Source organism: Mycobacterium shottsii (assembly GCF_010728525.1).
Classification (GTDB): Bacteria; Actinomycetota; Actinomycetes; order Mycobacteriales; family Mycobacteriaceae; genus Mycobacterium; species Mycobacterium marinum.
Genome location: NZ_AP022572.1, coordinates 467,597 through 482,738, shown reverse-complemented (window position 1 = coordinate 482,738; position 15,142 = coordinate 467,597). Strand labels below are relative to the sequence as shown.

Genomic DNA, 15,142 nt, shown 5'->3' with positions numbered 1-15,142 from the left:
ACCTGACCGCCACTCGAGCCTTCCCGCACGGGGTTGGGCGTGATGCATCGAGTCAAGATGCCTGCGAAACCTGGTTCATGCATCAGGTAAGGAATGCCCGCGAAATCGGGGTCAGGTGGTGGTCTTGCTTTTGATGCGGATGCCGGCTTTGAGGGCGGGTAGAGCGGCGGGTATGGCGGCGAGGTAGAGCTGTTCGGTCTTGTCTTTGGCGAGTCTGAGCAGGGCGGCTTGCAGGTCGGCGATCTGGTGGGCGATCGCGGCGGGGTTGAGGCTGTTGCGGTAGGTGAGCAGCTCTGTTTGTTGGGCCGCTGAGAGGACTCCGGCGGCCAGCAGCCGGTCCAGGGGTCTGGGGCTTGTCGTAGAGCCGGCGGCGGTGACCGTCGCGGCTGCAGCCGTAGCTGATGGGTTTGATGGTGGGGGTCAGGTAGTTGAGCCGGTCGTTGACCAGGTGCCACAGCCGGTTGAGCACGGCGCGTTCTTCGTCGGTGTCGTAGCGGTAGTAGAACCCGTAGCGACGCACGAGGTGGTTGTTTTTGGACTCGATGGTGGCCTGGTCGTTCTTCTTGTAGGGTCGTGAGCGGGTGAAGAAGATCTCCATGTCCGCGGCCCACTTGATGACCGCCTTATTGAGGAATTCGGTGCCGTTGTCGAAGTCCAAACCCGTTACCTTATAGGGGATTTTAGTAATTCCGGTTTTGAGGGCGCCCAGGATGTGGGGGTGGGCGTTGTTGCGCACCGTGCGGGTGAACACCCAGCCGATGTGCATGTCGGTGAGGTTGACCGTGCGGGCGAACTCACCTTTCAGTGTCGGGCCGCAGTGCGCCACGGTGTCGCCTTCGAAGAACCCCGGAGATTCTTCGGCCTCATCGCCTGCTTTGCAGATGGTGATCGAGGACCGCAGCAGCGGGAGGGTTTCGTCGTCGACACACCCGAGATCTGGTCGCGGGCCTTGGCGCCGCGCAGGTAGCGGTCGATCGTGGCGCTGCTCATCGCCAACAGCTCGGCACGCACCGCCGGGCCGTAACGGTCACGGCCGTCCACCAGTTCGCCGTGGCGTTCTAGAGCATCCAACTGAAGTGCCATGGAAGCGGCCAGGTACCGGCCGCACTGCCCGCCTGAGGCCGCCCACACCTTCTGCAACACCTTGAGCGCATCCTAGGAGTACTTCGGATTGCGTTGCCGGCGAGTCCGTTTGGCGACCTGCCGACCCGCTCCCGGCGGCGCGGCCGCCGCCCTCAACCGCCGCCGGGCGTTGTCACGCGACCAGCCGGTGACCGCCACCACCTGATCCAGAATCTGCCCCTTGTCCGCCTTCGGCGCCCCCACATACGCCCTGGCGAACTTCGCGGTGATCTCGGCCCGAGACGACATCGACAGCCCACTTCCCATGCCTGCCGAGGATCGACCGTTTCGCGGGCATTTTTACGTGATGCACCGAGGACGCTTCACGGGCATTTTTCGTGATGCTTGCCGTTGGGTACCTAAGCAAGCACTTGCTTGGTACGCTTGCGCAGTGACCCGCTCCGCAGCAGCCAAAGCCATCAACCTCGGACTGGTCGGCCGGGTAGTTCTGGTAACCGGCGGCGTGCGCGGCGTAGGCGCCGGTATCAGCTCGGTCTTTGCGGAGCAGGGCGCGACGGTGATCACCTGTGCGCGCCGGGCTGTCGAGAACTCGCCTCATGAGTTTCACTGTTGCGATATCCGCGACGAAGATTCGGTCAAGCGGCTGATGGGGTCCATCGCCGAACTGCACGGACGGCTCGATGTGCTGGTCAACAACGCGGGAGGGTCGCCCTACGCGTTGGCGGCCGAGGCCACCCCCAGGTTCCACAGCAAAATAGTCGAACTCAATCTGCTTGCGCCGCTATTGGTTTCGCAGCATGCCTATGGGCTCATGCAAGAACAGCCAACTGGCGGGTCGATCGTCAACGTCTGCAGCGTCAGCGGGCGTCGTCCGACGCCGGGCACGGCCGCCTACGGCGCGGCCAAGGCCGGCTTTGAGAACCTCACCAGCACGCTGGCGGTCGAATGGGCGCCCAAGATCCGGGTGAACGCGCTGGTGGTCGGCATGGTGGCGACAGAGCAGTCGGAATTGTTCTACGGCGACGCCGAATCGATCGCCCGGGTGGCCGCCACCGTCCCGTTGGGGCGGCTGGCGCAACCGGCGGACATCGGCTGGGCCGCAGCGTTTCTGGCTTCCGATCTGGCTTCCTATATCAGTGGCGCCACGCTCGAGGTGCACGGTGGCGGCGAGCCGCCGCCGTATCTGGCTGCATCCAGCGCCAACAAATAACGAGAAGAGGAGCAACGAGTATGGGCCTGCTCGACGGACGGGTCGTCATCGTCACCGGAGCGGGTGGCGGGATTGGGCGCGCACACGCGCTCGCTTTCGCGGCCGAAGGTGCGCGTGTGGTGGTCAACGACATCGGGGTGGGCCTGGACGGTTCGCCCGCCGGTGGCGGCAGCGCGGCTCACGGTGTGGTCGACGAGATCACTGCAGCCGGTGGCGAAGCCGTCGCGAATGGATCTGACGTATCGAACTGGCAGCAGGCGGCCGACCTGATTTCGACCGCCGTCGATACGTTCGGTGGCCTGGACGTTCTGGTCAACAACGCCGGCATCGTGCGCGACAGGATGATGGCCAACACCAGCGAGGAAGAATTCGACGCCGTCATCGCCGTGCACCTCAAGGGCCACTTTGCCACCATGCGACATGCGGCGTCGTATTGGCGCGGGCTTTCCAAAGCGGGCAAGGCCGTTTACGCACGGATCATCAACACCAGTTCCGGTGCGGGACTACAAGGCAGTGTCGGGCAGGCCAACTACAGCGCCGCCAAGGCCGGTATCGCGGCGTTGACGCTCGTCGGCGCGGCCGAGATGGGGCGCTACGGGGTCACCGTCAACGCGATCGCGCCCGCGGCCCGCACCCGCATGACCGAAACGGTCTTTGCGGAGATGATGGCCAAACCCGACGAGGGTTTTGACGCGATGGCTCCGGAGAACGTCTCCCCGCTGGTGGTATGGCTGGCCAGCGCCGAAGCCGGTGCCGTGACGGGGAAGGTCTTCGAGGTCGAGGGCGGCGTGATCCGGGTAGCCGAAGGCTGGGCGCACGGACCCGAGGTCGACAAAGGTGCCAAGTGGGATCCCGCCGAGCTGCGCCTTGTGGTGGCCGACCTGCTGGCCAAGTCAAGGCCATCGGTTCCGGTGTACGGCGCCTAGTCATCGCCGGCCACACCGATTCAAGCGTCGGGCGTTCTTCTCGGGCTAGGGCTCGCAGACGACGATCGGAATCGTCCGGTCGGTCCAGGACTGGTAGTCCTCATAGGAGGGATACATGTCCACCAACTTCGGCCAGTACCGGGCGCGCTCCTCGTCGGTGGCGTCTCGCGCGGTCAGGTCGAGCACTTCCTTTTTGATCTGCACCCCCACCTTGGGGTTGGCCTTGAGGTTGAGGTACCACATCGGGTTTTTTGCCGAACCACCTTTGGACGCAGCGACAATCACCCGATCGCCGTCGCGGTGAAAATACAGCGGGCTAACCCGCGGCTCGCCGGTCTTGCGGCCGGTAGTGGTCAGTAGCGCGACGGGAATCTTCTGGAAGGTGCCGCCCAGGCCCTCACCGCCGTTGCGGCGGTACATGAAGGTGTTGATGCGCGATATCCACTTGATGAAGAAGTCGGTGAAGGGCGAATTCAGAAACCGCGGAGGTGATTTCGGCATGACAACATCCTAAGGTCGCTAGTGGCTGACGACGCGGGTCATTCGGCGGCCGGTGCCCTCACGCTATCGCTGAATGAATGGGCGGAAACGGACGTTGATGTGCTCAATCTCGGCTTTACCGCTGGGACTGTCGGCGGGAATCACGAAGGTCTCGACGACCCGTGAGGCGATACGGCGGCTCCCGAAAGCGGCCTTGGTCAACACGTCGTACTCCGCATGCACCCGATCGCCGACGATGCGGTAGTCCGGCGGCGTCGTATCGGCAATCACCCGGTACTGCGGTCCACGATTGAGGCTGCGCCGCAGGTGATTGCCGGAGAACCCGTTTCGAATGCCTTGTTCGATCCGGGTGCAGCCGGCCGCGAACGGCACCACCGCGGCGTCATGGGTGACCAGCGCGTCGATGTAGGCCTGCGCGGCCTCGATGCGACGCTCGTCGGAGACACGCACCGAACGGCTAGATTTGCTCGAGAATGGTGCCGGTGGACAGGGCCCCGCCCGCGCACATGGTGATCAGCGCGGTGCTCTGGTCGGTGCGTTCCAGCTCGTGCAGTGCGGTGGTGATCAACCGGCTGCCGGTGCATCCCACCGGGTGGCCCAGGGCGATCGCGCCGCCGTTGACGTTGACCATGGCCATGTCGGGTTCGTGAACCCGCGCCCAGGACAGCACCACCGATGCGAAAGCCTCGTTGATCTCCACGATGTCGATGTCGCCCATCTTCATCCCGGCCTTCTCGAGCACCTTTGCCGTCGACTGCACCGGCCCGTCCAGGTGGTAGTACGGCTCGGCGCCCACGAGCGCCTGGCTGACGATGCGGGCGCGTGGGCGCAAACCGAGTGCCCTGGCCCTTTCCTCGTCCATCCACAACACGGCGGCCGCGCCGTCCGAAATCTGCGATGACGTGCCCGCGGTGTGAATGCCGCCCTCCATTACCGGCTTGAGCTCACTCAAGCCCGCCATGGTGGTGTCGCGCAGACCCTGGTCCCGAGAGACCATGTGCAGCTCGCTGGTGGGCTGCTTCTGCTCATCGAGCACTGGGGCCTCGATCGGTGAGATTTCGCGATCAAAGCGGTGTTCGTCCCAGGCGCGCTTGGCGCGCAACTGGGATTCGAGTCCGAACGCGTCGATGTCTTGGCGGGTGATCCCGCGGCGCTTGGCGATGCGCTCGGCGGCTTCGAACTGGTTCGGCATGTCGATGTCCCAGGACTTGGCCCGGATTGCGGAGCGGTCCGGCCCGGCGTTGGCGCCCAGGCCCACCCGGCTCATCGCCTCGATCCCGCAGGCAATGCCGATGTCGATGGCCCCGATCGCGATCAGGCCGGCGATCAAATGGTTGGCTTGCTGACCGCTGCCGCACTGGCAGTCGACAGTGGTGGCGCCGACATGATCGGGAAGGCCGGCGGTCAGCCACGCCACTCGGCTGATGTTGTTGGACTGCTCCCCGAACTGCGTCACGCAACCGCCGATGACCTGTTCGACATCTCCGGGTTGTAGACCCGACGAGAGCCCGGCCTTGTGCACCAATGCCTTCTGAACCGCCCCCAACAACTCGGTCGCGTGCAGGCCTGACAGCCATCCGTTGCGCTTGCCGATCGGACTGCGCGTCGCCTCTACGATTACCGGGTTACCCATGTGGTCAGGCTAGAACACGTTTCATTACTCTGACAAGCGACGATGGTTCGCTGCCTTTTGTCAGCGGTGAAGCCATGTTTTACTGGCAATAGAGCATCACTAGGACAACTAGTGTCCTGGGATCGCCAGACACGCCCCGCAAGAGGGATTCGTCACTAAGGAGAACTAGCGTGCCTTGCCCCAACCTTCCGCCTGGGTTCGACTTCACCGACCCCGACATTTATGCCGAGCGGTTGCCGGTCGAAGAGTTTGCCGAGCTGCGATCCGCTGAGCGCATCTGGTGGGACGAACAACTTCCTGGCCAGGGTGGCGGTTTCCACGACGGCGGCTTCTGGGCGATTACCAAGCTCAAGGACGTCAAGGAAGTGTCTCGGCGCAGCGATGTGTTCTCGAGCTACGAAAACGGGGTGATCCCCAGGTTCAAGAACGACATCGCGCGTGAGGACATCGACGTCCAGCGCTTCGTCATGCTGAACATGGATGCGCCGCACCACACCCGGCTGCGCAAGATCATCTCGCGTGGTTTCACCCCCCGGGCGATCGGACGTCTGCACGACGAGCTCAACGACCGCGCCCAGAACATCGCGAAGGCGGCGGCGGCCGCGGGGTCGGGCGACTTTGTCGAGCAGGTGTCGTGTGAGCTGCCCCTGCAGGCGATCGCGGGCTTGCTCGGCATTCCACAGGAAGATCGCGGCAAGCTGTTCGACTGGTCCAACGAAATGACCGGCACCGAGGACCCCGAGTTCGCGCATATCGACGCGAAGGCCTCCTCGGTGGAGTTGATCGGCTACGCGATGAAGATGGCCGAAGAAAAGGCCAAGAACCCCGGCGACGACATCGTGACTCAGCTGATCCAGGCCGACATCGACGGTGAAAAGCTTTCCGACGATGAGTTCGGGTTCTTCGTGGTGATGCTGGCCGTTGCCGGCAACGAGACCACCCGCAACTCGATTACCCAGGGGATGATGGCGTTCGCCGACAACCCCGAGCAGTGGGAGCTCTACAAGCGGGAGCGTCCGGAGACCGCGGCCGACGAGATCGTGCGATGGGCGACTCCGGTGACCTCGTTCCAGCGCACCGCGCTGGAGGACTACGAGCTCAGTGGCGTGCAGATCAAGAAGGGCCAGCGGGTGCTGATGTTCTACCGTTCGGCCAACTTCGATGAAGAGGTGTTCGAAGACCCGTTCAGCTTCAACATCCTGCGCAACCCGAACCCACACGTCGGATTCGGCGGTACGGGTGCGCACTACTGCATCGGCGCTAACTTGGCTCGGATGACCATCAACCGGATCTTCAACGCCGTCGCCGATCACATGCCGGACCTGAAGCCGATCTCGGCGCCGGAGCGGCTACGGTCGGGCTGGCTCAACGGAATCAAGCATTGGCAGGTTGACTACACCGGCAAGTGCCCGGTTTCACATTGACGGAGTTGATACCAACGATGGACTTCGAGCCCACCGCAGAACAACAAGCCGTGGCCGACGTCGTTACGTCGGTGCTGGCGCGTGACCTGACCTGGACTGCGCTGGTCGACGGGGGTGTGACGGCGCTTGCCGTGCCCGAACGCCTCGGTGGCGATGGGGTAGGCCTGCTGGAGGTCTCCACGGTGCTCGCCGAGGTGGGACGCCACGGCGCCGTCACGCCCGCGCTGGCAACCCTGGGCCTGGGCGTGGTGCCGCTGCTCGACCTGGCTTCCGAGGCTCAGCAGGATCGGTTCCTGGCCGGTGTCGCCAAGGGCGCGGTGTTGAGCGCCGCGCTCAACGAGCCCGGGGTCGCGTTACCCGACTGGCCCGCGACCAGGTTCGCCAATGGGCGGCTGTCCGGGACCAAACTCGGCGTCGCCTACGCCGGCCAGGCCGACTGGCTGATCGTGACCGCTGACGGTGCGGTCGTGGTGGTATCACCGAAAGCCGATGGGGTGCAGCTGGTCGCTACGCCGACATCGAACGGATCCGTCGAATACACGGTGTCGTTTCATGACGTGGTGGTATCCGAATCCGACGTCCTGGCCGGCGCTACCGCGCCCAGGGTCAATCAGTTGGCGTTGGCGATGCTGGGCGCCTACGCCGACGGGCTGGTGGCGGGAGCGCTGCGCCTGACCGCTGACTATGTGGCCAACCGCAAGCAGTTCGGCAAGCCGTTATCGACATTCCAGACGGTTGCCGCGCAGCTTGCTGAGGTATACATCGCTTCGCGCACCATCGATTTGGCGGCGAAATCGGTGATCTGGCGACTGGCCGCAGGGCGGGAAAACGATCCGCAGACCGGCGATGACCTCGATGTCCTCGGGTACTGGGTGACCTCGCAGGCGCCGCCGGTCATGCAGATCTGCCACCACTTGCATGGCGGGATGGGGATGGACGTCACCTATCCGATGCACCGGTACTACTCCACGATCAAAGACCTATCCCGGCTCCTGGGCGGGCCCGCTCATCGTCTAGACTTGGTGGGAGCGCAATGTTCATCGACCTGACCCCCGAACAGCGTCAGCTGCAAGCCGAACTACGACAATACTTTTCCAACCTGATCTCCTCCGATGAGATGAAGGCGATGGAGAAGGACCGGCACAACGCGGCCTACCGCGCGGTGATCCGCCGAATGGGCAAAGACGGCAAGCTCGGAGTCGGGTGGCCAAAAGAATTTGGTGGCCTTGGGTTTGGTCCCATCGAGCAACAGATCTTCGTCAACGAAGCCCACCGGGCCGACGTGCCGCTGCCCGCGGTGACGCTGCAGACGGTGGGACCCACCCTGCAGGCGTACGGCAGCGACGCGCAGAAAAAGAAATTCCTGTCGGCCATCCTGGCGGGTGAGGTGCACTTCGCGATCGGCTACACCGAGCCGGAAGCCGGCACCGACCTGGCATCCCTGCGAACCACGGCGGTACGTCAGGGTGACGAGTACATCGTCAACGGCCAGAAGATCTTCACCACCGGCGCCCACGATGCCGACTACATCTGGCTCGCCTGCCGCACCGATCCGGAAGCGGTGAAACACAAAGGCATCTCGATTCTGATCGTCGACACCAAGGATCCCGGCTACTTGTGGACACCGATCATCCTGTCCGACGGCGCACACCACACCAACGCCACGTACTACAACGACGTGCGCGTGCCGGCAGACATGTTGGTCGGCGAACCCAACGGCGGCTGGCGCCTGATCACCACGCAACTCAACAACGAGCGGGTGATGCTGGGCCCGGCCGGCCGATTCGCCAGCATCTATGACAGGGTGCGGGCCTGGGCGGCCAAACCGGGTGGGGACGGTGTCACGCCGATCGACCACGACGACGTCAGGCGGGCTCTCGGTGAGATCCACGCGACCTGGCGGATCAACGAGCTGCTCAATTGGCAGGTGGCCGCCGCGGGTGAGAACATCAACGTCGCTGATGCTGCGGCAACGAAAGTGTTTGGCACCGAGCGTGTTCAGCGAGTTGGCCGGCTCGCCGAAGAAATCGTCGGCAAGTACGGCAACCCTGCCGAGTCTGATACCGCCGAGCTGCTCGAGTGGCTGGACGCGCAGACCAAACGCAATCTGGTCATCACCTTCGGTGGAGGGGTTAACGAAGTCATGCGGGAGATGATCGCGGCCGCCGGCCTCAAAGTGCCCCGGGTGCCGCGATGAGCGACATTCACGAGATCGTCGCGCAGGTCAAGGCGGCGGGGCCCAGTAAACCGCGGGCGGGCCGGGATCCGGTGAACCAGCCGATGATCAACAACTGGGTCGAGGCCATCGGCGACCAAAACCCCATATATGCCGATGATGCCGCTGCCCGCGCGGTCGGGCACCCGGGAATTGTGGCGCCGCCGGCGATGATCCAGGTGTGGACGATGATGGGACTCGGCGGAGTTCGTGCCGACGATGATCCATTGCCGCCGATCATCAAGCTGTTCGACGACGCCGGCTACATCGGGGTGGTCGCCACCAACTGTGAGCAGACCTACCACCGCTATCTGCAACCTGGCGAGTTGGTCAGCATCAGCGCCGAATTGGGTGACGTAGTCGGCCCCAAACAGACCGCGCTGGGTGAGGGCTGGTTCATCAACCAGCACATCATCTGGCACGTTGGTGACGAAGACGTCGCTGAAATGAACTGGCGCATTCTCAAATTCAAGCCCCGCACCGAGTCGGCGCCGACCAACGTTCCCGACGATCTGGACCCCGATGCGATGATGCGTCCGTCGTCGTCGCGTGACACCGCGTTCTTCTGGGAAGGGGTGAAAGTCCACGAGCTGCGGATCCAACGGCGTCCGGACGGCAGCCTGCAGCATCCGCCGGTGCCGGCGGTATGGCAGGACAAGGCCGAGCCCATCGACTATGTGGTGTCCACCGGAACGGGCACGGTGTTCAGTTTCGTGGTGCATCACGCTCCGAAGGTCCCAGGCCGCACGCTGCCTTTCGTGATCGCTTTGGTTGAGCTCGACGAGGGCGTGCACATGTTGGGCGAGCTGCGCAACGTCGAGCCCGAGCAGGTCGAGATCGGAATGCCGGTTCGCACCGTCTACATCGATTTCCCCGCTGGTGCCAGCGGACCGGAATGGACCCTCTACGCATGGGAGCCTGACGCATGAGCGCCCCAACAATGGATGTCGGTACCAAGCTGCCGGAGCTCAAACTCCACGGCGATCCCACCTTCATCGTCTCGACGGCCCTGGCCACCAGGGACTTTCAGGATGTGCATCACGATCGTGACAAGGCGCAGGCAAAGGGATCGAAGGATATCTTCGTCAACATCCTCACCGACACCGGCTTGGTGCAGCGCTATGTGACCGACTGGGCGGGCCCCTCGGCGTTGATCAAGTCGATCGGACTGCGGTTGGGGGTGCCGTGGTATGCCTACGACACGGTGACCTTCTCCGGCGAGGTGACCGCGATCGAGGACGGCCTGATAACGGTAAAGGTTGTGGGTAGCAACAGCCTTGGCAACCATGTGATCGCGACAGTGACGTTGACGGTCGGGGGTGCCTGATGCTGTCGGGCAAGGCCGCCATCGTTGGTATCGGCGCCACGGACTTTTCCAAGAACTCCGGTCGTAGTGAGCTGAGGCTGGCGGCCGAGGCGTTACGGGATGCTCTCGACGATGCCGGGCTGAGTCCGGCCGATGTCGACGGGCTGACCACCTTCACCATGGACACGAACACCGAGATCGCGGTGGCGCGCGCGGCCGGGATCGGCGAGCTGAAGTTCTTCTCCAAGATCCACTATGGCGGCGGCGCGGCGTGCGCGACCGTGCAGCATGCGGCGATGGCGGTGGCCACTGGGATAGCCGACGTTGTGGTGGCGTACCGGGCTTTCAACGAACGATCCGGCATGCGTTTCGGCCAGGTGCAGACGCGGTTGACGGAGAACGCCGACTCGACGGGTGTGGACAATTCCTTCTCCTATCCACACGGTCTTTCGACGCCGGCCGCGCAGGTCGCGATGATCGCCAAGCGCTACATGCACCTCTCCGGCGCTGGCAGCCGCGATTTCGGGGCGGTGTCGGTGGCCGACCGTAAGCACGCTGCCAAGAACCCAAAGGCGTACTTCTACCAGAAGCCGATAACCATTGACGATCACCAGAATTCGCGGTGGATCGCCGAGCCGCTGCGGCTGCTGGACTGTTGTCAGGAGACTGACGGCGCAGTGGCGATCGTGGTGACATCGGCCGAGCGCGCGCGGGATCTCCAGCAGCGTCCGGCGATCATCGAGGCGGCGTCACAGGGTTCCAGCCCGGACCAGTACACGATGGTCAGCTATTACCGCCCGGAGCTGGACGGTTTGCCGGAGATGGGTTTGGTGGGCCAGCAGCTGTGGCAGCAGTCGGGGCTCAAGCCAACCGATATCCAGACCGCGGTGCTCTACGACCACTTCACCCCCTTCACTCTGATTCAGTTGGAGGAGTTGGGATTCTGCGGCAAAGGCGAAGCCAAGGACTTCATCGCCGACGGTGCGATCGAGCTAGGCGGGCGGCTACCGATCAATACGCACGGTGGCCAGTTGGGTGAGGCGTATATCCACGGCATGAACGGCATCGCCGAGGGCGTGCGGCAGTTGCGGGGCACCTCGGTGAACCCGGTGCCCGACGTCGAACATGTGCTGGTTACCGCGGGCACGGGCGTACCCACGTCCGGACTGATCCTGGGTTAGTTCGCCACGCCGGGCCGCCCAGCGTCACGCTAGCGTGGCTGGGGCTGTCGAACGTCACTCTAGAGTGACGCTGTGGATGGTTGAGGTGCGCTGAGGTGACGGCTGTGGCCGTCTGTGCAACGCTGCCGCCATGGCAGTGCCGTTTCTGGGAAGTGAAGCCGTCGCCAGCGGTGAGGTCCGCAAGAGCGCGCTGCGAACGCGGTACCACAGGCTGTTTCCGGACGTCTATATCCGCTGCGACGCCGAGCTGAGTCCCCAGGCCCGGGCCAGGGCGGGCTGGCTGTGGTCACGACGCCGGGGCATTGTCGCCGGACTGGCGGCCTCCGCGCTGCACGGAGCCAGATGGGTCGATCCCGATGTGCCGCTGGACATTCTGCACGTCAACCGAAACCCGAGGCCGGGCATTCGAGCCCGCGGCGACCGGGTCGCCGCTGACGAAGTCATGCAGATCGGCGGCATACCCGTGACAACGCCGGCCCGCACCGCGCTGGACCTGGGCTGCTGGTACCCGACGGGCGAAGCTGTGGCCGCAATCGATTCCCTGATGCGCGCCGCCGATGTGGGACGGGCCCAGATCGAGACGCTCCTGCACCGCTATCCGACCCGGCGGTGGATCCGCCGGGCGCGCAGGTCGGTCGAGCGGGCGGATCCTGGAGCTCAGTCGCCCAAAGAGACCTGGCTGCGACTGTTGCTGCTCGACGATGGTCTTCCTCGACCGCAAACTCAGATCCGCGTCGCCGACGAATGGGGTGAGCTTGTCGCCTATCTCGACATGGGATGGGAAGAGCTGATGGTCGCCGTTGAGTACGACGGTGAACAGCACCGCAACGACCGGCGGCAATATAGCTGGGACATAAGGCGAAAGGAGATCCTCGAGCGACGCGGATGGACGGTCATCCGAGTGCTTGCGGGCGATCGGCCCACGGACATCCTGCGGCGGGTCCGGGCCGCGCTGGTGCGCCGAGCGTCACGCTAGCGTGGCCCTGGCATGCGACCGCCACGCCAGCGTGACACTCGGGCGTTGCGAACTGGGCGGGCGCGAGACCGCGAGACCGCTTGACGGCTAGACTGGGACCAGCTCCACTCCGCTGAGCACCACAGCGTTGTCGCGCCCGGGCGCGACAACGCTAGCCAGGAAGCGTTCGTTGTCCTTCCAGACGTTGACGGTGAGCGTCTCGCCGGGGAAGGCCACACCCGCAAAGCGGGCAACGTAGCCGGCGACCGCGGTCGCGTCCGCGTCGAGCAGTGCGTCGGTGATCGCCTTGCAGGTCATGCCGTAGGTGCACAGCCCATGCAGAATGGGCTTGGGAAAGCCCGCGGCCGCGGCGAATTCGGGATCCGAATGCAACGGGTTGCGATCGCCGCAGAGTCGGTACAGCAGGGCCTGCTGCGGCAGAATCGGCATCGCGAGCTCCAGATCGGGCGCCCGTTGTGGTGCCGCATCAGCGGCCCCGCCACCGGAAGGCCCACGGTCGCCACCGAATCCCCCTTCGCCGCGGGCATAGATCGATCGCCGTTGCGTCCACAGTGGCGCACCGTCGAGTGTGGTCACGGTCGTCTCGCTCCAGATGACCGCGGCCTTACCCTTGTCCCAGATATCGGTGAACCGGGTGATGGCCCGCGCGGAGCCCGCCGGCGGCAGTGGCGCGGGCACTTGCACCCGCTCGCTGGCATGTAGCACCTTGCTCAGCTCGATATCGATGCCGGGAAATTGGACAGTTGGCGCCTTGGTGGCGTGGAATGTTGCCGCCACATTGCCGAAGGTCGGCAATACCTGCGGTGTGTCATCAACCAGATAACGCAGTTCCCGGCGGTCCATCGGATCCGCCCCAGCGCCCAGGCCCAGGTGATAGAGCTGCACATCACTGCTGGCCCAAGAGAACTCGATCGGGTCAAGCTCAGCACCCAGCGCGACGGCTACGTCGATCGGCATCTCAACGGTCTCCCGCAATGTGTAGCGCGGCCAGGTAGCCGAATGTCATCGCCGGCCCGATGGTGCCGCCCGGTCCGGGATAGGTATGCCCCATCACCGGCGCGCTGACGTTGCCGGCGGCGTAAAGGCCGTCGATGATGCTGCCGTCGTCGCGCAGCGCGCGTCCGCTGACATCGGTGCGGATACCACCCTTGGTGCCCAGGTCGCCGGGCACCATCTTGGCGGCGTAGTACGGGGCGTGGTTGATCTCGCCCAGGTTCGGATTGGGCTTGTTGGTCGGGTCGCCGTAGTACCTGTCGTAGGCGCTCTCGCCACGGTGGTAGTCCTCGTCGACCCCGGAGCGCGCAAAGCCGTTGAAACGCGACACGGTCGAGGTGAGCTCATCGACCGGAAGTCCCGCCTTGGCGGCCAGCTCTTCAAGTGTGTCGGCCATGACGATCACCCCGGAATCCAGCCACTTGCGTGGAATAGGTTGTCCGGGTTGCAGTCCCGCGAAGATGTAGCGGTCGCGGTAACGCTGATCGAATACCAGCCAGGCGGGAATGTTCTCACCGGGTCCCGGGCCTTGACCGTACTGGCCGCCGTACATGTGGTGGCAGGCCTCCACATAGGGCATCGACTCATTCATGAATCGCTGTCCTGACATGTTGACGATGATCGAGCCCGGAGAATTGCGCTCAGACAGCGCGAACCACGGTCTGCCGACCAGCGGCACCGTTGGCCCCCACCAGGCGTCTTCCATCAGGTCCAGTGCGGCGCCCTGCTTTTCGGCGGCGACGATGCCATCGCCGGTATTGGCCTTGGCGCCCACGGTCCAGTCTGTGGTGATCGGCGCACGTTGGTACTTCACCCGCATCTGCTCGTTGTGGTCAAAGCCGCCGCAAGCCAGGATGACCCCCTTGCGGGCCCGAATCAGTTGCGGCTCCTCCGATTCCTGCGCGTCTGTACTGCGGACGTAGATCCCGCGCACCACGCCGTCTTCGAGGTAGAGGTCGGTGAGTGCGGTGTTCAGCTGCACCGGAACGCCTTTGCGCTGCAGCCCGATGCGCAGCGGCCCGATCAGCGCCCGTCCCATGCCGACCAGGTTCTTGCCGGTTGCCTTGGCCCACATCGTGCGGGCACCCACCTTCATGCTGCGCAGCACCCCCCGGGGGTGACGCTTGAGCTGGTTGAGGCGCACGTAGTCCTGTTGCATCACAACCACATTGAGTGGAATCTTGCCGTATGCCGGCTCTAGCTCGGCCATGTCGGCGCCCAGCTTGCGGGCATCGAAGGGCTTCGGCTCGATGGAGCGGCCGCCGGAGCGTCCGCCCGGTGCTTCGGGGTAGTAGTCGGAATAGCCGGGCACCCAGCACATTTTCAATGGCGTGTGCTCGAGCACAAAGGACAACATCTCGGGCCCACGCTCGAGATAGGTGTCGATGCGCTCCGGTTCGACCCCGCTGACCGATGAGTCGCCGATGATGCCGTGCAGATAGGTGCGTGCCGCCTCGGTCGTGTCCGAGACGCGGGCGCGTTTGAGGATCTGGTTGTTGGGAATCCATACCCCGCCGCCCGAGCGTGCGGTCGAGCCACCGTAGTGCGGGGCCTTCTCGATGACTACTGTCGAGAGGCCCTTGTGTGCGGCGGCAAGGGCAGCCACCATGCCGGCGCCGCCGCTTCCGACCACGACGACGTCGTAGTCCTGTGATGTCATGTAGAACACGTTATAGAATTGCCAGGGTCGGGCG

17 protein-coding genes are annotated in these 15,142 nt (G+C 64.4%); 9 read left to right on the top strand and 8 right to left on the bottom strand.

Annotated features, from left to right (window positions below; all coding sequences use genetic code 11):
• Positions 1-82: 82 nt before the first annotated feature.
• From G6N41_RS27755 to G6N41_RS27745, 3 genes are all read right to left on the bottom strand, one after another.
• Positions 83-826, bottom strand: a complete 744-nt coding sequence (locus G6N41_RS27755; RefSeq protein WP_231608787.1) for a hypothetical protein — start codon at positions 824-826, stop codon at positions 83-85.
• Positions 802-1,083 (bottom strand): hypothetical protein, encoded by a 282-nt coding sequence (locus G6N41_RS27750; protein ID WP_198965176.1) that lies wholly within the window; start codon positions 1,081-1,083, stop codon positions 802-804. The genes G6N41_RS27755 and G6N41_RS27750 overlap by 25 nt, the downstream gene beginning before the upstream one ends.
• Before the next feature lie 72 nt (positions 1,084-1,155).
• Positions 1,156-1,371 (bottom strand): hypothetical protein, encoded by a 216-nt coding sequence (locus G6N41_RS27745; RefSeq protein ID WP_198968062.1) that lies wholly within the window; start codon positions 1,369-1,371, stop codon positions 1,156-1,158.
• Between the two features lie 142 nt (positions 1,372-1,513).
• Here G6N41_RS27745 and G6N41_RS02250 point away from each other — a divergent pair, with 142 nt between their 5' ends.
• Together G6N41_RS02250 and G6N41_RS02245 are read left to right on the top strand one after the other, a co-directional pair.
• Positions 1,514-2,293 (top strand): SDR family oxidoreductase, encoded by a 780-nt coding sequence (locus G6N41_RS02250; protein WP_198967683.1) that lies wholly within the window; start codon positions 1,514-1,516, stop codon positions 2,291-2,293.
• A 20-nt stretch (positions 2,294-2,313) separates the two neighbouring features.
• Entirely contained in the window at positions 2,314-3,219 is a 906-nt protein-coding gene (locus G6N41_RS02245) for an SDR family oxidoreductase (RefSeq protein ID WP_198966473.1), read from the top strand.
• Positions 3,220-3,264: 45 nt separating this feature from the next.
• Here G6N41_RS02245 and G6N41_RS02240 read toward each other — a convergent pair whose 3' ends face one another.
• The 3 genes from G6N41_RS02240 to G6N41_RS02230 form a co-directional block, all read right to left on the bottom strand.
• Positions 3,265-3,720 (bottom strand): nitroreductase family deazaflavin-dependent oxidoreductase, encoded by a 456-nt coding sequence (locus G6N41_RS02240; protein WP_198966472.1) that lies wholly within the window; start codon positions 3,718-3,720, stop codon positions 3,265-3,267.
• Between the two features lie 63 nt (positions 3,721-3,783).
• Positions 3,784-4,170 (bottom strand): hypothetical protein, encoded by a 387-nt coding sequence (locus G6N41_RS02235; protein ID WP_198966471.1) that lies wholly within the window; start codon positions 4,168-4,170, stop codon positions 3,784-3,786.
• Positions 4,171-4,177: 7 nt separating this feature from the next.
• Positions 4,178-5,353, bottom strand: a complete 1,176-nt coding sequence (locus G6N41_RS02230; RefSeq protein WP_198966470.1) for a steroid 3-ketoacyl-CoA thiolase — start codon at positions 5,351-5,353, stop codon at positions 4,178-4,180.
• A 170-nt stretch (positions 5,354-5,523) separates the two neighbouring features.
• On the opposite strand from G6N41_RS02230, the gene G6N41_RS02225 reads away from it, so the two are divergent.
• The 7 genes from G6N41_RS02225 to G6N41_RS02195 all read left to right on the top strand — a co-directional run bounded on the left by G6N41_RS02225 (position 5,524) and on the right by G6N41_RS02195 (position 12,455).
• Positions 5,524-6,777 (top strand): cytochrome P450, encoded by a 1,254-nt coding sequence (locus tag G6N41_RS02225; RefSeq protein ID WP_198966469.1) that lies wholly within the window; start codon positions 5,524-5,526, stop codon positions 6,775-6,777.
• A 17-nt stretch (positions 6,778-6,794) separates the two neighbouring features.
• On the top strand, positions 6,795-7,826 hold the full coding sequence (locus G6N41_RS02220) for an acyl-CoA dehydrogenase family protein (protein ID WP_198966468.1): 1,032 nt from the start codon (positions 6,795-6,797) through the stop codon (positions 7,824-7,826).
• Positions 7,811-8,974 (top strand): acyl-CoA dehydrogenase FadE29, encoded by a 1,164-nt coding sequence (gene fadE29, locus G6N41_RS02215; protein WP_198966467.1) that lies wholly within the window; start codon positions 7,811-7,813, stop codon positions 8,972-8,974. The genes G6N41_RS02220 and fadE29 overlap by 16 nt, the downstream gene beginning before the upstream one ends.
• Positions 8,971-9,921, top strand: coding sequence for a bifunctional MaoC family dehydratase N-terminal/OB-fold nucleic acid binding domain-containing protein (locus tag G6N41_RS02210; RefSeq protein WP_198966466.1), 951 nt, complete (start codon positions 8,971-8,973; stop codon positions 9,919-9,921). Before fadE29 ends, G6N41_RS02210 begins: the two co-directional genes overlap by 4 nt.
• Positions 9,918-10,319, top strand: coding sequence for a MaoC family dehydratase (locus G6N41_RS02205; RefSeq protein ID WP_015357391.1), 402 nt, complete (start codon positions 9,918-9,920; stop codon positions 10,317-10,319). The genes G6N41_RS02210 and G6N41_RS02205 overlap by 4 nt, the downstream gene beginning before the upstream one ends.
• A complete protein-coding gene (locus tag G6N41_RS02200) occupies positions 10,319-11,479 on the top strand; it encodes a lipid-transfer protein (RefSeq protein ID WP_198966465.1) in 1,161 nt (386 codons plus the stop codon). Before G6N41_RS02205 ends, G6N41_RS02200 begins: the two co-directional genes overlap by 1 nt.
• 130 nt (positions 11,480-11,609) lie before the next feature.
• Positions 11,610-12,455, top strand: coding sequence for a DUF559 domain-containing protein (locus tag G6N41_RS02195; protein ID WP_198966464.1), 846 nt, complete (start codon positions 11,610-11,612; stop codon positions 12,453-12,455).
• Positions 12,456-12,542: 87 nt separating this feature from the next.
• On the opposite strand, the gene G6N41_RS02190 is transcribed toward G6N41_RS02195, so the two are convergent.
• Both G6N41_RS02190 and kstD read right to left on the bottom strand, forming a co-directional pair.
• Positions 12,543-13,412, bottom strand: coding sequence for a MaoC/PaaZ C-terminal domain-containing protein (locus G6N41_RS02190; protein ID WP_198966463.1), 870 nt, complete (start codon positions 13,410-13,412; stop codon positions 12,543-12,545).
• Position 13,413: 1 nt separating this feature from the next.
• The gene (kstD, locus tag G6N41_RS02185) at positions 13,414-15,108 is read right to left on the bottom strand and encodes a 3-oxosteroid 1-dehydrogenase (protein WP_198966462.1); all 1,695 of its coding nucleotides are present in this window, start codon (positions 15,106-15,108) and stop codon (positions 13,414-13,416) included.
• Between the last annotated feature and the right edge of the window lie 34 nt (positions 15,109-15,142).